Origin of the sequence: Luteitalea sp., from assembly GCF_022842525.1 — a bacterium.
In the GTDB taxonomy this organism is placed as follows: Bacteria; Acidobacteriota; Vicinamibacteria; order Vicinamibacterales; family Vicinamibacteraceae; genus Luteitalea.
Genome location: NZ_JALHPM010000144.1, coordinates 1 through 16,576, shown reverse-complemented (window position 1 = coordinate 16,576; position 16,576 = coordinate 1). Strand labels below are relative to the sequence as shown.

Annotated in this window: 17 protein-coding genes and 1 pseudogene; 16 read left to right on the top strand and 2 right to left on the bottom strand. The window is 70.6% G+C overall.

The features are described 5' to 3' along the window. The 14 genes and pseudogenes from Q0C41_RS22745 to Q0C41_RS22680 form a co-directional block, all read left to right on the top strand. Window positions 1-443: pseudogene (locus Q0C41_RS22745) on the top strand (hypothetical protein); the annotation flags it as partial. Beyond that, on the top strand, window positions 431-1,945 hold the full coding sequence (gene trpE, locus Q0C41_RS22740; protein WP_291987678.1) for an anthranilate synthase component I: 1,515 nt from the start codon (window positions 431-433) through the stop codon (window positions 1,943-1,945). The pseudogene Q0C41_RS22745 and the gene trpE, both read left to right, overlap by 13 nt. Window positions 1,946-1,947: 2 nt before the next feature. Next, window positions 1,948-2,514 (top strand): aminodeoxychorismate/anthranilate synthase component II, encoded by a 567-nt coding sequence (locus Q0C41_RS22735; RefSeq protein WP_291987676.1) that lies wholly within the window; start codon window positions 1,948-1,950, stop codon window positions 2,512-2,514. After that, window positions 2,514-3,542, top strand: a complete 1,029-nt coding sequence (trpD, locus tag Q0C41_RS22730) for an anthranilate phosphoribosyltransferase (RefSeq protein WP_291987674.1) — start codon at window positions 2,514-2,516, stop codon at window positions 3,540-3,542. The genes Q0C41_RS22735 and trpD overlap by 1 nt, the downstream gene beginning before the upstream one ends. Then, complete coding sequence (gene trpC / locus Q0C41_RS22725; RefSeq protein WP_291987672.1) at window positions 3,539-4,372, top strand: indole-3-glycerol phosphate synthase TrpC; 834 nt, start codon at window positions 3,539-3,541, stop codon at window positions 4,370-4,372. The genes trpD and trpC overlap by 4 nt, the downstream gene beginning before the upstream one ends. Continuing rightward, window positions 4,369-5,010, top strand: a complete 642-nt coding sequence (locus Q0C41_RS22720; RefSeq protein ID WP_291987670.1) for a phosphoribosylanthranilate isomerase — start codon at window positions 4,369-4,371, stop codon at window positions 5,008-5,010. Before trpC ends, Q0C41_RS22720 begins: the two co-directional genes overlap by 4 nt. A gap of 32 nt (window positions 5,011-5,042) precedes the next feature. Further along, window positions 5,043-6,242, top strand: coding sequence for a tryptophan synthase subunit beta (gene trpB, locus Q0C41_RS22715; RefSeq protein WP_291987668.1), 1,200 nt, complete (start codon window positions 5,043-5,045; stop codon window positions 6,240-6,242). Then, window positions 6,239-7,039, top strand: a complete 801-nt coding sequence (trpA, locus tag Q0C41_RS22710) for a tryptophan synthase subunit alpha (RefSeq protein WP_291987666.1) — start codon at window positions 6,239-6,241, stop codon at window positions 7,037-7,039. Before trpB ends, trpA begins: the two co-directional genes overlap by 4 nt. Next, window positions 7,036-7,341 (top strand): chorismate mutase, encoded by a 306-nt coding sequence (pheA, locus tag Q0C41_RS22705; RefSeq protein ID WP_291987664.1) that lies wholly within the window; start codon window positions 7,036-7,038, stop codon window positions 7,339-7,341. Before trpA ends, pheA begins: the two co-directional genes overlap by 4 nt. Window positions 7,342-7,468: 127 nt before the next feature. Further along, window positions 7,469-8,518, top strand: coding sequence for a 3-deoxy-7-phosphoheptulonate synthase (gene aroF, locus Q0C41_RS22700; RefSeq protein ID WP_367079296.1), 1,050 nt, complete (start codon window positions 7,469-7,471; stop codon window positions 8,516-8,518). Then, window positions 8,515-9,918 (top strand): prephenate dehydrogenase/arogenate dehydrogenase family protein, encoded by a 1,404-nt coding sequence (locus Q0C41_RS22695; protein ID WP_291987660.1) that lies wholly within the window; start codon window positions 8,515-8,517, stop codon window positions 9,916-9,918. Before aroF ends, Q0C41_RS22695 begins: the two co-directional genes overlap by 4 nt. Before the next feature lie 178 nt (window positions 9,919-10,096). Continuing rightward, entirely contained in the window at window positions 10,097-10,801 is a 705-nt protein-coding gene (locus tag Q0C41_RS22690; RefSeq protein ID WP_291987658.1) for a CoA transferase subunit A, read from the top strand. Between the two features lie 8 nt (window positions 10,802-10,809). Beyond that, a complete protein-coding gene (locus Q0C41_RS22685; protein WP_291987656.1) occupies window positions 10,810-11,457 on the top strand; it encodes a 3-oxoacid CoA-transferase subunit B in 648 nt (215 codons plus the stop codon). Next, a complete protein-coding gene (locus Q0C41_RS22680) occupies window positions 11,454-12,647 on the top strand; it encodes an acetyl-CoA C-acetyltransferase (protein ID WP_367079297.1) in 1,194 nt (397 codons plus the stop codon). The genes Q0C41_RS22685 and Q0C41_RS22680 overlap by 4 nt, the downstream gene beginning before the upstream one ends. A 7-nt stretch (window positions 12,648-12,654) precedes the next feature. Here the strand turns inward: Q0C41_RS22680 and Q0C41_RS22675 are convergent, their stop codons facing one another. After that, complete coding sequence (locus Q0C41_RS22675; RefSeq protein WP_291987653.1) at window positions 12,655-13,110, bottom strand: hypothetical protein; 456 nt, start codon at window positions 13,108-13,110, stop codon at window positions 12,655-12,657. A gap of 95 nt (window positions 13,111-13,205) precedes the next feature. On the opposite strand from Q0C41_RS22675, the gene Q0C41_RS22670 reads away from it, so the two are divergent. Continuing rightward, on the top strand, window positions 13,206-14,738 hold the full coding sequence (locus tag Q0C41_RS22670; protein ID WP_291987651.1) for a leucyl aminopeptidase: 1,533 nt from the start codon (window positions 13,206-13,208) through the stop codon (window positions 14,736-14,738). 2 nt (window positions 14,739-14,740) lie between these two features. After that, the gene (locus Q0C41_RS22665; protein ID WP_291987650.1) at window positions 14,741-15,136 is read left to right on the top strand and encodes a hypothetical protein; all 396 of its coding nucleotides are present in this window, start codon (window positions 14,741-14,743) and stop codon (window positions 15,134-15,136) included. Window positions 15,137-15,163: 27 nt separating this feature from the next. Here the strand turns inward: Q0C41_RS22665 and Q0C41_RS22660 are convergent. After that, on the bottom strand, window positions 15,164-16,576 hold a 1,413-nt coding region (locus tag Q0C41_RS22660), incomplete at its 5' end, for an N-acetylmuramoyl-L-alanine amidase (protein ID WP_291987649.1).

The window sequence follows — 16,576 nt, the reverse complement described above, 5'->3', positions numbered from 1 at the left end:
GTGCCGTGGTGGCGGGGTTGCACGCGGAGGGGGCGCGGGTGACGGTCCATGCCCGGCGCCCCGAGCAGGCCGCGTCGCTCGGTCCGCTGGGCGCTGTGGCGGGGGAGTGGCCGCCCGCCGCCGGATCGTGGGACGTGCTCGTCAACACGACCCCCGTCGGCACGGCGCCGCGCACCGAGGACGCGCCGATCGAGGCCCGCCTGCTGGCTGGCGGTCGTCTCGTCTACGACCTCGTCTACAACCCCGGCCAGACGCGCCTGTTGCGTGAGGCCGCCGCGGCGGGCTGTGCCACGCTCGGCGGTCTCGAAATGCTGATTGCCCAGGCGGCGGTGCAGGTCGCCACCTGGTTCCCCGTCGACCCGCCGGTCGATGCGATGCGCGCTGCCATCCACGCCGAGGCGCCCGACCTGGCCCTGGTGCCGGAGACCCCATGTCCGCGATGACCCAGACCACCTTCGACGAGTTCGTGGAACTCGCCGGCCGCGGCACCTTCGTGCCGGTGTGCCGCGAGCTCCTTGCCGACCTGCTGACGCCCGTGTCGGCCTTCCTGCGCGTCGCGGAACACTCCGATTACGCGTTCCTCTTCGAGAGCGTCGAGGGCGGCGAGCAGGTCGCCCGCTACTCGTTTCTCGGCAAGGACCCGTTCCTGGTGCTCCGTGCCCGCGACGGGCAGGCCGAGATCGAGCAGGGCGGGCAGACCACCGCGCTCGACGAGACCTTCGTCTCGGCCCTCCGCCGCATCATGGCTGAGTACCGGTCGCCGTTCGTGCCCGGCCTGCCGCGCTTCACGGGCGGGGCCGTCGGCTTCTTCGGCTACGACGCCGCGCCGTGGTTCGAGCCGGCCTTGCAGGACGTGTGGAAGACCTACGAGGGGCAGCAGGACCCGCGCGACGAAGCCGCGTTCATGCTGTTCGACACGGTGCTGGCCTTCGACCACGTCAAGCACCGCATCCTGCTGATCGCCAACGCGCGCATCTCGCCGAGTGACGATCTGGCCTCGCTCTACCAGTTCGCCAACGCCCGGCTCGACTTCCTGCAACGCGAGCTCGAGCAGGCGCATGCCCAGCCGATCGCGGCCGGCGCGCCAGGGTCGGAGCCGCCGGCCGTCCGCGCACTCACCACGCGCGAGGACTTCGAACGCAACGTCCGCACGGCGCAGGACTACATCGCGAAGGGCGACATCTACCAGGTGGTGCTGTCGCAGCGCTTCGAGGTCGACGTCCAGGCCGACCCGTTCACGGTCTACCGGGCCCTGCGTCACGTCAATCCCTCGCCGTACATGTACTTCACCCGTGTCGGCGAGCTGTCGATCGTCGGGTCGTCTCCGGAGATGCTGGTGCGGGTCGAGGGCGGGCACGCCGAGACCCACCCGATCGCCGGGACGCGTCCCCGCGGTCGCACCCACGAAGAGGACCTCCGCCTCGGCGAGGAACTCAAGCGCGACGAGAAGGAGCGCTCCGAGCACGTGATGCTCGTCGACCTGGGCCGCAACGATCTCGGGCGCGTCTGCGCCTACGGCTCGGTGCGCGTCCCGCAGTTCATGACCCTCGAGCGCTACTCGCACGTCATGCACCTGGTCTCGCGTGTCGTCGGCACGCTGGCCGACGATGCCGACCGTCTCGATGCGCTGGTGTCGTGCTTCCCGGCCGGCACGGTGTCCGGGGCGCCGAAGATTCGCGCCATGGAGATCATCGCCGAGCTCGAGGGACGTCCGCGCGGCGTCTACGCAGGCTCGGTCGGCTACCTGGACTTCGCCGGCAATCTGGATTGCTGCATCGCCATCCGCACGGTGTGGATGCGCGACGGCGTCGCCTACGTCCAGGCCGGCGGCGGCATCGTCGCCGACAGCCATCCATCGGCCGAGTACGAAGAGAGTCTCAACAAGGCGCGCGCCGTCCTGCGCGCCCTCGAACTCGCCCACTCCCTCGGGCATCACGCCGGGTAGCCATGGTCCTGCTGATCGACAACTACGATTCGTTCACCTACAACTTGGCGCAGTACTTCGGCGAACTCGGGGCCGAGGTGGCGGTGCACCGCAACGACAAGATCTCCCTGGACGAGATTGCCGCGCTGAAGCCGTCGCACATCGTCATCTCGCCGGGTCCTGGCCGTCCCGAGGACGCCGGTGTGTCCGTCGAGGTGTTGCGGCGCTTCGGTCCCGAGGTGCCCATCCTCGGCGTGTGCCTCGGTCATCAGGCGATGGGGTACGCCTTCGGTGGGCGGGTGGTCAACGCCCCGGTGCTGATGCACGGCAAGACCTCCGACGTCGAGCACGATGGCCAGGGCGTGTTCCGGGACATCGCCCAGGGCTTCACCGCCGCCCGCTACCACAGTCTGGTGGTGTCGCCCGACGGGCTGCCCGACACGCTGATGATCACGGCGCGGACGATCGGTGACGGCACCATCATGGGCTTGCGGCATCGCGACTACCCGATGCACGGGGTGCAGTTCCATCCCGAGTCGGTCCTGACGGGGCCGGGCCATCACCTGCTGCGCAACTTCCTGGAGCTCTGATGTTCGCGCCCCTGCTCGAGAAGCTGCAACGACACGACGCGCTGACGACCGACGAAGCCGCGGGAGCGATGGCGGCGATCATGCGCGGCGAGGCGACGCCGGCACAGATCGGCGGCTTCCTGATGGCCCTGCGCTCGAAGGGTGAGCGGCCCGAGGAACTGGTCGGGCTCGCCCGCGCGATGCGCGCGGCGGCCGTCCCGTTGTCTCGCCGCTGGCCCGACGTGTTCGACACGTGCGGGACCGGCGGCGACAACGCCGGCACCGTCAACGTGTCGTCGATGGCGGCCGTGGTCGTGGCGGCGTGCGGCGTGCGGGTGGCCAAGCACGGCAACCGCTCCGTGTCGAGCCGGAGCGGCAGTGCCGACGTGTTCGAGGCACTCGGCGTCAAGGTGGCGGCATCGCCCGCCGTGGTCACGCGCTGCCTCGACGAGGTCGGCCTGGCGTTCCTCTTCGCGCCGACGTTCCACCCGTCGATGCGGCACGCCGCGCCCGTCCGTCGCGAACTGGGTGTGCGCACGGCCTTCAACCTGCTCGGGCCGTTGACCAATCCCGCCGGCGCCACCCGACAGATCGTCGGCGTCCCGCGCCCGGAACTCACCGAGCTCGTGGCGCGGTCACTCGGCCTGCTCGGATCGGCGCACGCCTGGGTGGTGCACGCCGCCGACGGTCTCGACGAACTCTCGACGACGGGATACACGAAGGTGTCGGAGTGCCGGGGCGGTCTGCTGCGGACGTTCTTCGTGCATCCGTCGATGTTCGGGCTGCCGAAGGCGTCGCTCGACGACCTGCGGGGCGGCGATGGCGCGCACAACGCCGAGGTCGCCCGCACCGTGCTCGATGGCGCCGCCGGTCCCGTCCGCGATGTCGTCCTGCTGAATGCCGGAGCCGGGCTGTTCATCGCGGGGACGGCCGCCACGGTCGCCGAGGGTGTGCGCATGGCCGCCCATGCCATCGACTCGGGACGTGCCGCGGCTGTCCTCGCCAGACTCATCGCGGTGTCGCAGACGCCGGACGAGGCGACGGCATGAGCACGCCACATGTGCCCTCGGTGCTCGATGCGATTGTCGCCGCGGCGAGGAAGCGTGTCGACGTCGCCCGCGAACGCCGCAGCCAGGCCGACCTGGAACGTGTGCTGAGCCAGGGGAGTCACGGCGGGAGCCGGCCGTCATTCGTCAGCGCGCTCCAACAACCGGGCCTCCGCATCATCGCCGAGTGCAAGCGTCGGTCGCCGTCGCGAGGCGTGTTGCGCGCCGAGTACGACCCGGTGGCGATCGCCGCCGAGTACGCCGACGCCGGGGCCGCCGCCGTGTCGGTGCTGACCGAGCCTGGCTTCTTCGATGGCGACCTCGCGCATCTCGTCGCCGTGCGGGCGGCGCTGCCGTCGCTGCCGCTGCTGCGCAAGGACTTCACCATCGACGCGTACCAGATCGCGGAGGCCGCCGTGGCGGGCGCCTCCGCCATCCTGCTGATCGTGGCCGCCCTCGACCAGGGGACGCTGAGCCGCCTGCTGGCCTACGCGAGCGCGCTGGAGATCGACGTCCTCACCGAGGTCCACGACGAGGACGAGGCCCACCGCGCCATCGATGCTGGCGCGACGATCGTTGGGGTCAACAATCGCAACCTGAAGACCCTCGAGGTGTCGGTCGCCACGTCGCACCGCGTCGCCCCGATCATCGCGTCGGCACAGGTGCGCGTCGCCGAGAGCGGGCTGCGCAGCGGCGCCGACCTCTCGGCGCTGCAGGCGGCCGGCTACGGGGCGTTCCTCATCGGGGAACGGTTCATGACCGAACCGCATCCCGGCGCCGGGTTGGCGCGCATCCTGGCCGAGGCGCGCGCGGCCACGGAGTCGCGAGGATGACGCGGATCAAGATCTGCGGGATGACGCGCGTCGAGGACGCGGTGCTGGCCGTGGAGGCTGGCGCCGACGCCATCGGCCTGGTCTTCTGGGCTGGCAGCAAGCGCGCCGTCGACGTCGCGCAGGCGCAGGCCATCACGCGCGCGCTGCCGCCCCTGATCTCGACGGTCGGCGTGTTCGTGGACGAGACGCCTGACCGTGTGCGCAGCATCGGCGATGCGGTCGGTCTCTCGGCCGTGCAGTTGCACGGGCACGAGGTGGTGGGCGACTGGGCGCGCTTTCCGCGGCCGGTGCTGAAGGCGATGCCGCTCGAGGCGTATGCCGCCAGCCCGTGGCAGACGGCGCGCGCGGCCATTCTCGTCGACGCGCACGACCCGGTGACGATTGGCGGCACCGGGCGGACGGTGGACTGGGCGGTGGCGCGGGCCATTGCCGCGACGCGGCCGCTGGTGCTGGCCGGCGGCCTGCGCCCGGAGAACGTCGCCGAGGCCGTGGCGACGGTGCAGCCGTGGGGGGTGGACGTCGCGTCGGGCGTCGAGCAGACCCCGGGAATCAAGGATGCGGCCCGGGTACGGGCCTTCGTGCAGGCCGTGCGGGCGGCAGACGCCGACCTGGCACAACGACGGGAACGGAACAGATGACCATGGCAGCGCAGGAGGGCAGGGGACGACCCGTGTTCGGACGTCGAGACCCTGATGCCCGCGGATACTTCGGAGAGTTCGGCGGCCGCTTCGTCCCCGAGACGCTGGTGGCGCCGATGGAAGCGCTCACGGAGGCGTACTTCGCCGTGCGGACCGACGAGGCGTTCATCGCCGAGTTCGAGCACTTGCTGCGCCAGTTCGTCGGCCGGCCCACGCCGCTGTACGAGGCGCGCCGCCTGACCGAGGCGTGCGGCGGGGCCACCATCCTGCTCAAGCGGGAGGACCTGGCGCACACCGGCGCGCACAAGATCAACAACGCGCTCGGGCAGGCGCTCCTCGCCCGTCGCATGGGCAAGTCGCGCATCGTCGCGGAGACGGGCGCGGGCCAGCATGGCGTGGCGACCGCCACCGTGTGTGCGCTGCTCGGCCTGCAATGCGTCGTCTACATGGGCGTGGACGACATGGCGCGGCAGGCGCTCAACGTCTTCCGCATGCGGATGCTCGGCGCCGAGGTCCGCGGCGTGGACGCCGGCGCGCGGACGCTGAAGGACGCCATCAACGAGGCCATGCGGGACTGGGTGGCGACCGTGCAGGACACGTACTACCTGCTCGGGTCGGCGCTCGGTCCGCACCCGTACCCACTGATGGTGCGCGAGTTCCAGTCGATCATCGGCGAGGAGGCGCGCGTGCAGTGCCTGGCCAGCTACGGGCGCCTGCCCGATGCCGCCGTGGCCTGTGTCGGCGGCGGCAGCAACGCGATGGGCCTGTTCGACGCCTTCGTCGCCGACGCCGGTGTGCGCCTCGTGGGCATCGAGGCTGGGGGCGAGGGCATCGCGGGGGGCCGCCACGCGGCGCGCTTCGCGGGCGGGACGCCCGGCGTGCTGCAGGGCACCCGCACGTGGGTGCTGCAGGACGAGGCCGGCAACATCTCGTTGACGCATTCGGTGTCGGCAGGGCTGGACTACGCCGCGGTCGGTCCCGAACACGCCGATCTGCTGCAGCAGGGGCGGGCCGAGTATCACTTCGCGACCGACAGCGAGGCGCTGGCGGCGTTTCAGCGGCTCGGGCGCCTCGAAGGCATCCTGCCGGCGCTGGAGTCGGCGCACGCCATCGCCGGCGTCGAGCAGGTCGCGCGCGACGTCGGCCCCGGGGGGCTCGTGCTGGTGAATCTGTCCGGGCGTGGCGACAAGGACGTGCAGAGCATCCAGCATCTGCTGGGAGACCAGGCATGAGCACGCGTCTCGAACAGGCCTTCGCGCGGATGAAGGCGGAGCAGCGCACGGGGCTGGTGGCCTTCGTGTCGGGCGGCGATCCCACCCTCGAGCGGTCGGGCGAGGTGATCCGCGCCGTCGACGAGGGGGGCGCGGACGTCATCGAGATCGGCGTGCCGTTCTCGGACCCGCTCGCGGATGGGCCGGAGATTCAGCGCTCGTCCGAGCGTGCCCTGCGGGCCGGCGCGACGCTTCGCGGGGTCCTTGATCTGGTCGGGGATCTGCGCACGAACGTGGCGGCCCCCCTCGTGTTGTTCAGCTACGCCAATCCGGTCGTCCGCTTCGGCGTCGAGGCGTTCGCGGCGCGCGCGGCCGAGGTCGGCGTGGACGGCGTGCTGCTGCTCGACCTGCCGCTCGAGGAGGCCGGACCGACGCGTGACGTGCTGGTGGCGCACGGGCTCGCCCCGATCTTCCTGCTGAGCCCCACGACCACCGGGCCGCGGGTGCGCAAGGCCAACGACCTGGGCCGGGGCTTTCTCTACGCGATCTCCCGCCTCGGCGTCACGGGTGTGCGCGACCAGGTGGCCGACGATGCCCGGGGACTCGTCGAGCGCCTGCGTCAGGACTCGACACTGCCGATCGCGCTCGGCTTCGGGCTCTCGCGCCCGGAGCACATCCGCGACGTCGGCAAGTACGCCGATGCCGCCGTCGTCGGCAGCGCGCTCGTGGCGCAGATTGCCAGACACGGGTCGTCGCCGGCGCTGGCCGATGAGGTGCGGGGGTTCGTCCGCTGGTTGCGTGAGGGGGCCTCGGCATGACCGACCCCGACTGGCGGATGCAGGCGCTGCGCGAGCGCATCGATGCGCTCGACGAACGCATCGTCGCCCTGCTCAACGAACGCGCGGCCTGCGCGCTGGAGATCGGCGAGATCAAGCGCACCGTGGGCATGGCGATCTACCAGCCCGGGCGAGAGAAGGCCGTCCTCGAGCACGTGCGCCAGGTCAATGCCGGCCCGCTCGATGGTGACGCGGTGATGCGGTTGTTCGAGCGCATCATCGACGAGGCGCGTCGGCTCGAGCGCGTCGTGCAGCAGGCGCACGATGCGAAGACGAGCGAGTAGATCGAAGAAGAACGCACGCCGGACGCGGACGACGCACGCTGCGTGCGGCTGCGGGACGTGACAGCTGTGGTGGGGAGGGCCGGCTCTCCGAGCCGGCCGGCAACGGTCTTGGAAGGGATGCGACGCAATGGTTGTGGTGATGAGGGAACGCGCGAGCGAAGAGCAGATCCAACGCGTGGTGGCGCAGCTGGTGCAGATGGGGTTCGACGTGCATCGCTCCACCGGATCGCTCCGCACGGTCATCGGTGCCGTCGGGGGCGAGGGCAAGCACGACCCCCGGCTGCTGGAGGTGCTGGACGGCGTGCACGAGGTGATGCGCATCACCGAGCCCTACAAGCTGGCGAGCCGCACCTTCAAGTCGGAGAACACCGTCATCACGGTGGGCGATGTGCGGATAGGGGGCGATGAGGTCATCGTCATGGCGGGCCCCTGCTCGGCGGAGAACGAGGCGCAGGTGATGAACACGGCGGCGGCCGTCCGTCGCGCCGGCGCCAAGGTGCTGCGTGGCGGCGCGTTCAAGCCGCGCAGCTCGCCGTACAGCTTCCAGGGCCTCGGCGAGGACGGCCTGAAGCTGCTCAGGGCCGGCGCGGATGCCAACAACCTCAAGCTCGTGTCCGAGGTCATGGACGCCAGTCAGATCGGGTTGATGGAACCGTACGTGGACATCTTCCAGGTCGGCGCCCGCAACATGCAGAACTTCACGCTGCTGCGCGAGCTCGGCAAGGTGCGCACGCCGGTCATGCTGAAGCGCGGCATCTCGGCGACGATCGAGGAGTGGCTGCTCTCGGCCGAGTACGTCCTCGCCGGCGGGAACACCGACGTGATCCTGTGCGAGCGCGGCATCCGGACGTTCGAGAGCTATACACGCAATACGCTGGACATCTCCGCCATTCCGGTGGTGAAGAAGCTGAGCCACCTGCCGATCTTCGTCGACCCGAGCCATGGCACGGGCCGCCGGGACAAGGTGGCGCCGATGGCCCGCGCAGCGGTCGCCGCTGGCGCCGACGGGTTGCTGATCGAGGTGCACTGCGATCCCGACAGCGCGATGAGCGACGGGGCGCAGTCGATGTTCCCCGGCCAGTTCGAACGCCTGATGGCCGAACTGCGGATCATCGCCCCGGCCATCGGACGCAGCATCTGCCTGGAACCCGCGGCGCGTCGCGGCTGGGGCCAGTGAGCGATCCCGCGCCCTTCGATCGCGTCCTGCTGGTCGGCTGCGGGCTGATCGGCGGGTCGCTGGGCCTCGCCATCCGTGCCGTGTGGCCGGAGGTGCCGATCTCGGTGCTCGATCCGGCCGCCGATCCGCGCGTCAAGGCGCACTTCACGCTCGTGTCGTCGCCGGCCGCGGCTGCCGAGGCGGACCTCGTCGTGCTCGGCGCGCCCGTGCTCGAGAACCTGCGTCTGCTCGATGCCTTCGCCTCGTGGGTGTCGCCGACGACGGTGGTCACCGATCTGGGCAGCACGAAGGCGGCGATGGTCGCGCATGCGCGGAGCCACGCCGCCGTCCAGTTCCTGGGGGGACACCCGATGGCGGGCAGCACGCACAGCGGGTTCGCGCATGCCGACGCCGGGTTGTTCCTCGAGCGCCCCTGGATACTCACCCCTGATGCCGAGAGCCCGCGCGGCCCCGCCGCCGTCGGGGAGGCCCTGGCGCGTCTCACGCAACTGGTGGTCGGCATCGGCGCGCATCCCGTGGTGATGGGGGCCGACGAGCACGATCACGTGATGGCCTACGTGAGCCACCTGCCGCAGATCGTCAGCAGTACGCTGATGGCGGTGACGGGCAAGGCCGTCACCAGCGACGGCCTGCAGTTTGCCGGGCCCGGCCTCGCGGACACGACGCGACTCGCGGGCAGTGCGCCGGCGCTGTGGCTGGACATCCTGTCGACCAACGCCGCCCATGTGGGACGCGCGCTCGACGCCCTGCGCGCCGCCCTGCCGACGGCCGCGATGCTGGACGGGGACGCGGCGGGCATGCAGCCGATCCTGCAGGAGGGGCGCCGATGGCGCAGCTCGTTCGAGAGCCAGCGCGCGCCGGCGACGGCCTCGCGGGTGCTGCATCGACCCGCCACGCGGACCTTTCTCGAGATGCGGTCGGCCTCGCAGGTCGTGCCCTTCGCCTTTCCCGACGTCGAGGCCGTGGTGCGCCGACTCGACACGGTCCCGGGGTCGCTGTACCGCTACCTGTACCGGGAGGTGGGCCGTCCCTGGCACTGGCTCGATCGCTGGGACTGGAGCGATGCACGGGTAGCCGAGCATCTGGCCTCCGGCGGTGTGGAGATCTGGTTGCTCACCGTGGCGAACACGCCGGCGGGTTACTTCGAGCTGCATCGGACCGCGCATGACGTCGAGATCTGCTACTTCGGATTGCTGCCCGAGTTCATCGGTCGGCGACTGGGCCCGGCGCTGCTGACCACGGCCGTCCGTGAGGCGTGGACGAGCGACCCGGAGCGCGTCTGGCTCCACACGTGCTCGCTCGATCACCCGGCTGCCATCCGCAACTATCAGCGCGTCGGCTTCGTGCCGTATCGCGAAGAGCAGTACGACGCGAAGATTCCGATCGGGCGGGAACTGTAGACGAGCCATGCAGGATCGTTCACTGACATTCACAGTGCAGAATGCAGGGGCTTCCGAAAAGGGCAGGAGGTCGTAGGCTGGATGCCTCGCCCCGCGTGGATGGTTCCCCGGAGATCCTTCATTCCGAATTCTGAACGGTGGAGCGTCCCGCTGAATTCCTCGTGCATACTCGACGTGCATGGACAAGCAGATCGCGAGTGCGGATGAGGCGGTCGCCCTCGTGCCCGACGGCGCGACCATCATGATGGGCGGGTTCGGGTTGTGCGGCATTCCCGAGACCCTGATCGCGGCGCTGCATCGGCGCGGCACCCGTGACCTGACGATCATCAGCAACAATGCCGGCGTGGACGACTTCGGCATCGGGCTCCTGCTCAGGGCCCGCCAGGTGCGCAAGATGATCGCGACCTATGTCGGTGAGAACAAGGAGTTCGAGCGGCAGTTCCTCACGAAGGAACTCGAGGTGGAACTCGTGCCGCAGGGGACCTTCGCCGAGCGCATCCGGGCCGGCGGGGCCGGCATCGGCGGCTTCTTCACCCCGACGGGCTACGGCACGGTCGTCGCCGAGGGCAAGGAGACGCGCGAGATCGACGGCGTCCACTACGTGCTCGAAGCGGCACTGAAGGCCGACGTCGCCTTCGTGAAGGCCCACACCGGCGATACGCACGGCAACCTCGTCTATCGCCACACCGCCCGCAACTTCAACCCGGTCATGGCCACCGCAGCCCGGCGCACGATTGCCGAGGTGGAGCACCTCGTCTCACCTGGCGACATCGACCCCGACGTCGTCGTCACTCCCGGCATCTTCGTCCACCACATCCTCGTCGGCGGGCCGTACGAGAAGCGCATCGAGAAGCGCATGACCCGCCACGACGACCGCTCCTGACGACGACCATGGACAAGCGCGAACGCATCATCCGGCGCGTCGCTGCGGAGTTGCAGGACGGCGACTACGTCAATCTCGGCATCGGGCTGCCCACACTGGTGGCCAACCACGTGCCGCCTGGCATCGACATCGTGCTGCATTCCGAGAATGGCCTGCTCGGCGTGGGGCCGTATCCCGACGAGGCCGACGTCGACGCCGACCTGATCAACGCCGGCAAGGAGACGGTGACGGCGCTGCCTGGCGCGGCCTTCTTCAATGGCGCGGAGTCCTTCGCGATGGTGCGAGGTGGGCACATCGATCTCACCGTGCTCGGGGCGCTCGAAGTCGACGAGCAGGGCAACCTCGCCAACTGGATGGTGCCCGGCAAGATGGTCAAGGGCATGGGCGGCGCCATGGATCTCGTCGCCGGCGCCAGGCGGGTGGTGATTGCGATGGAGCACGCCACGAAGGACGGGCAGCCCAAGATCGTGCCGCGCTGTACGCTGCCGCTCACCGGACTGCGCGTCGTCCACCGCATCGTCACCGAACTGGTGGTCATGGACGTCACCGCCGACGGACTCGTCCTGCGCGCCCTGGCCGAGGACGCCACCCTCGAGCAGGTGCGGGCCGTGACCAGCGCCGCCTTCACCGTGGCCAGCCCCCTGGAGCGTTTCTGATGCCTGTCGTTCTGGTCTCCGCCTGCCGCACCGCCATCGGCAGCTTCGGTGGCAGCCTGAAGGACGTGACGGCCGCCGATCTCGGCGCCGTCGTGATCCGGGAAGCCATCGCACGCGCCGGGGTCCCGGCCGGGGCCGTGGACGATGTGCTGATGGGCTGTGTGCTGCAGGCGGGCGCCGGCATGAACGTCGCGAGACAGGCCGCGGTCAAGGCAGGCCTGCCCGACGCCGTGCCGGCGATGACCATCAATCGCGTCTGCGGATCAGGCCTGCAGGCCGTCGCCAGTGCCGCGCAGGCCATTCGTGCCGGAGATGCGTCGGTCATCGTCGCGGGCGGCACCGAGTCGATGAGTCGCGCCCCCTACCTGCTGCCGCAGGCGCGGTGGGGACTGCGCATGGGGCACGCGGAGGTCATCGACAGCATGATTGCCGACGGGCTGACCTGCGCCATCGGCGCCTGCCACATGGGCATGACCGCCGAAGAGATCGCGACCCGCTACGGCATCGATCGCGCGGCGCAGGATGCCTTCGCGATCGAGAGCCAGCAGCGCGCCGCCGCGGCGCTGGCCGACGGCAGCTTCGACGCCGAGATCGTGCCGGTCCTCATCCCCCAGAAGAAGGGCGCCCCGCTGTCGTTCGCGCGCGACGAGTACCCGCGCGCGGCGACCACCACCGAATCGCTGGCGGCCCTGCGTCCCGCCTTCAGCCGGACGGGCAGTGTCACCGCAGGCAACGCCTCCGGTCTCAACGACGGCGCGGCCGCCCTGGTCGTGGCCGACGAGGCCCGCGCGCGCGCCCTCCGCCTGCCCCGACTGGCCACCGTCGTGGCCTCGGCGGTCGCCGGGGTCGAACCGATGGTGATGGGACTCGGTCCCGTGCCCGCCATCCGCAAGGTCCTCGACAAGGCAGGCTGGTCGGTGGCGGACGTGGACCTCTTCGAGCTGAACGAGGCGTTCGCGGTGCAGGCCCTCGCGGTGGCGCGGGACCTGGATCTGCCGGCCGACCGCGTCAACGTCTGTGGCGGGGCCGTGGCTCTGGGGCATCCGATCGGGGCGAGTGGCGCCCGCATCCTCGTCACCCTGCTGCATGCACTGCAGCGCCGGCAGGCCGCCCGTGGGATCGCCGCCCTGTGCATCGGCGGCGGCATGGGCATCGCCGTCGCCGTCGAGCGGCTGACGCCCGAGGCGTGAGGGGGCTCTAAGGGATCTCGCTCGGGTCGCGGATGCCGGGGCGGACCTGCACGACCGTCGAGGTGCCTCCGACGACGCGATCACCCTTCTTCATGCGGAAGCGCACGTTGAAGCGTCCCGCCATCGAGTAGGTGTGACTGCTGCTGTAGTAGCGGCGGATCTCGCTCGTGCCCGCCTCGTATGGGGCGCAGTCGGGCGTGTTCTCCGACGTCGTGCCGTCATCCCAGTCCCACACGATGGTCGTGCAGTAGAAGGGCTCGTAGTCGAGCGCGCCGCCCTTGAGCTCGGCCCGTACCGTAATCCGGGCCGGGGAGAAGGAGATGAGCGGTGACACCTTCAAGGAGATCTCGGGGCGCGTGGCGTCCTTCGGGGCCTTGTCGTCCTTGTCCTGCGCGCCGCCGGGCGAGGCCGTGGCCATGCTCCACACCAGCGCCAGGATCACTGCTCGCCACATGCGCGTCATCGCGATTCCTTGTGAAAAACTGCCGTAGACCCGCATCGTAGCACCCCGACCGCCGGACGACGGCGGTGCGAGGGAGCGGTATACAATTCGGGGTCATGCCGTTGCACGAGTTCTACACCACGCCCACCCTGCGTCTGGTGGTCGGGCCCACCGCCAGCGTCGATACGGACGTGCTGGTGCTTCCCGTCTTCGCCGAGGCGGAGGCGACGCCGCTCGATCTTCCAGACGCTGTGGCGAGCGTCATGGTCGCGATGCGGGCGTCCCAGGAACTCAAGGGCGAGCCCTACGAACAGCACTGGCTGCGCAGTGAGGCGGTGGCGGCCGGGCGGATCCTCCTGCTCGGCGTGGGCCCCTCGACGGCCGTCACACCCGACCTCGCCCGACGCCTCGGCACCGCGGCTGGCCTTGCGACGCGGAGCCGCGGCCAGGCGCGGGTCGCCATCGTGGCCGGGGGGGCGCTTCAGGGAGAGCCGCTCGTGCGTGCGCTGGCCGAAGGGGTGACCCTGGCCGCCTTCCACGTCGACGCCTACAAGACCCGGGACCGCAAGCTCGCCACCCTGCAGTCGGCGGCCATCGTGGTCACGGCCGGCGGCGCCGATTCGCTCGCCGATGCGGTGGCGCTCGGCTCGGTGCTCGGGGAGGCCGCCAACGTCGCCCGCGCCGTGGCGCACGAGCCGCCCAACGTGCTGACGCCCGCGGTCCTGGCCGATCGGGCCCGCGCGCTCTTCGCCGGCACCTCGGTGCAGGTCGACGTGCTCGACGAGACGCAGCTGCACGAGAAGCACATGGGCATGCTGCTCGGCGTGGCGCAGGGGAGCGTCAATCCGCCTCGGCTCATCGTGCTCACCTACGACCCCGCCAACGCCTCAGCCAACGCCCCCGCCAAGTCGACCGGGCCCGTGCTGGGCCTCGTGGGCAAGGCCGTCACGTTCGACACCGGTGGCATCTCGATCAAGCCGGCCGAGAACATGGACAAGATGAAGTACGACATGTGCGGCGGCGCGGCGGTGCTCGGGGCCTTCCACGCCCTGGCACGGGCGGGCGCGCCGTCCAGGGTCATCGGCGTCATTCCCGCCGTCGAGAACATGCCGAGTGGCGCCGCGTTCAGGCCCGGGGACATCCTGACGGCCGCCAGCGGGCTCACCGTCGAGATCACCAATACCGACGCCGAGGGACGGCTCATCCTCGGCGATGCCTTGTGGTACGCCCGGCAGCTGGGCGCCACGCACCTGGTCGACATCGCGACGCTGACCGGTGCGTGCGCCGTCGCGCTCGGCCGGGTGGCCTCCGGGCTGTTCGGGACCCCCGACGACTGGCGCGACGTCGTGCAGGGCGCCGGGACGCGCGGTGGCGATTTCCTCTGGCCACTGCCCATGACCGACGACTACAAGGACCTGCTCAAGAGCGACATCGCCGACATGGTCAACGCGGCGGGCACCCGCTACGGCGGCGCGATCAGCGCCGCGATCTTCCTCAAGGCCTTCGCCGGCGACCTGCCCTGGGCCCACCTCGACATCGCGGGCACCGCCTGGGCCGACGAACCGAAGCCGTATCAGCCCAAGGGACCCACCGGCGTGGCTGTTCGCACGCTGATCGAACTGGCGCGCTCCTCGGGGTCGTGGGCCTGACGATGGGCCAGGCTCCCGCGCAGCCGACCTCGGATGCGCCGCCGCCCCCGCCCGGCGCGGCGAAGGACGATCCAGCCGTCCAGCCGGCCCTACCTGCGGGGCCTCCCGCGGGCACCGGCATCCTGCGGACCCCCGGCGTGCCGCCGCAGGAGGTGCCGCTGATGTCGATCCGAAAGGACGAGCCTGCCAATGCGCGCGTCCAGGTCGGACCCATCACGCCCGGCGTCGGCGTTCCGGACGTCCTGCTCGGCTCGATCGGGATCGTCGTGGTCGCCGTGATCGCGTCGGTCGCGCTGGGCGCGCTGCTCGGCGGCGTCCTCGTGCTGCTCAAGCACCGTCTGGGCTGGGGCGGCCCCGACAAGGACGCCGAGGACCACATCACGCTCACGGACCGGTGACGTCCTCGAGGTGCAATCGGGTGCCGGCTACTGCTCCTGCGTGCGCACGGCGGTCGACGCGCTGCCCTTGAGCGAGCGCTGGTAGCGCAGCACGGCGTCGCGCAGCGCCTCGGCGATGTCCTGGCGGTAGGCTGACGTCTTCAGGCGGTCGCCTTCCTCAGGCGTACTCACGAAGCCGATCTCGGCCAGCACGCTCGGCATCGAGGCGCCGATCAGGACCACCAGCGGGGCCTGCTTGATGCCACGGTCCGGCAGGTCGCTCTGCGTCTTGCGCAGTCGCGTCACCAGATTCGCCTGCACCATCTCCGCAAGGTCGCGCGACTCGTCGAGCTTGTTGTTCAGCGTGATGGCCTTGACGATGTCGGGCAACTGTCGCATCGAGCCCTTGGCGATCGCGTTCTCGCGCGCCGCCACTTCTTCGGCCTCGCTGGTGTTGGCGAAATTCAGCACGAAGGTCTCGACACCCTGCGCCGTCCGGCGTCGGCTCGAGTTGGCGTGAATCGAGAGGAACAGATCGGCGTTCTGCCGGTTCGCGATCCGCGTGCGCTCCTCGAGCTCGATGAACTCGTCGGTCCGACGGGTCATCACCACGTCGATGCCGGGCTCCTGTTTGAGGAGCTTCTCCAGCCGCAACGACACGTCGAGCACCAGTTCGGCTTCGCGGATGCCCTTGCCGAGTGAGCCGGGATCGTGCCCGCCGTGTCCCGGGTCGATGACGATGCGCGAGACGCCGAGCCCGAGCTGGCGGGCGAGCGAGTAGCTGCCGGAACTGTTGGACTCGGGAGCCGCCGGGGCCGTGGTGACGTTCGGTCCGGCCGGACTCGAGGGCAGCGTGGCCTCGGCCGTGCGGGTCGGTGTCGGCGGCGGCGTGACCACTGGCGCCGGTGGGGGCACCGCGATGGCGGCCTTCGCCGTGCTGGTCGGCGCTGGGGCGGGTCTCGGTGCGGCCGGTGGTGGGGCCGTCGCCGTCGGGGCCTTCTCGGTCAGCTGCACCGGTGCCCGGTACATGTCGAGGACGAGGCGATACGGGTTGTAGAGCGTGAACAGGCTGTGGCGGGCCACGCCCTCGGTGTCGACCACCACCCGCGTGACTCCGCCGGGGTGCGTGCCGAGGCGAATCTCGCGGACGATGTCGCCATCGGTGAAGCTCTTCACGCCCTCGTCGATCGTCGGGGCGAGGCTGGCGCCGCGCAGGTCGAAGAACAGGCGGGCCGGGTTGGCCAGCGACTCCTCGTGGTACGCGACCTCGCCATCCATCTCGATGGTGACGCGCACCACCTCCGGCAGGACCACACGCTTGACGTCACGCACGATCACCTTGGCCGGGGCGCCGGTCGTCCGTCTCGCTGCGGGCGCCGCCGGGCTCTTGGCGGCCGGCGGTGGCGCAGGCACCGTGCGCGCCTCGGTGTCTGGCGCCGGCACCTCCGGGGCGTCCGGGGC

Bases quoted from the DNA above. Each gene is read 5' to 3' on its own strand.
- trpE (WP_291987678.1), top strand. From the start codon at position 431: ATGTCCGCGATGACCCAGACCACCTTCGACGAGTTCGTGGAACTCGCC.
- Q0C41_RS22735 (WP_291987676.1), top strand. From the start codon at position 1,948: ATGGTCCTGCTGATCGACAACTACGATTCGTTCACCTACAACTTGGCG.
- trpD (WP_291987674.1), top strand. From the start codon at position 2,514: ATGTTCGCGCCCCTGCTCGAGAAGCTGCAACGACACGACGCGCTGACG.
- trpC (WP_291987672.1), top strand. From the start codon at position 3,539: ATGAGCACGCCACATGTGCCCTCGGTGCTCGATGCGATTGTCGCCGCG.
- Q0C41_RS22720 (WP_291987670.1), top strand. From the start codon at position 4,369: ATGACGCGGATCAAGATCTGCGGGATGACGCGCGTCGAGGACGCGGTG.
- trpA (WP_291987666.1), top strand. From the start codon at position 6,239: ATGAGCACGCGTCTCGAACAGGCCTTCGCGCGGATGAAGGCGGAGCAG.
- pheA (WP_291987664.1), top strand. From the start codon at position 7,036: ATGACCGACCCCGACTGGCGGATGCAGGCGCTGCGCGAGCGCATCGAT.
- aroF (WP_367079296.1), top strand. From the start codon at position 7,469: ATGGTTGTGGTGATGAGGGAACGCGCGAGCGAAGAGCAGATCCAACGC.
- Q0C41_RS22690 (WP_291987658.1), top strand. From the start codon at position 10,097: ATGGACAAGCAGATCGCGAGTGCGGATGAGGCGGTCGCCCTCGTGCCC.
- Q0C41_RS22685 (WP_291987656.1), top strand. From the start codon at position 10,810: ATGGACAAGCGCGAACGCATCATCCGGCGCGTCGCTGCGGAGTTGCAG.
- Q0C41_RS22675 (WP_291987653.1), bottom strand. From the start codon at position 13,110: ATGACGCGCATGTGGCGAGCAGTGATCCTGGCGCTGGTGTGGAGCATG.
- Q0C41_RS22670 (WP_291987651.1), top strand. From the start codon at position 13,206: ATGCCGTTGCACGAGTTCTACACCACGCCCACCCTGCGTCTGGTGGTC.
- Q0C41_RS22665 (WP_291987650.1), top strand. From the start codon at position 14,741: ATGGGCCAGGCTCCCGCGCAGCCGACCTCGGATGCGCCGCCGCCCCCG.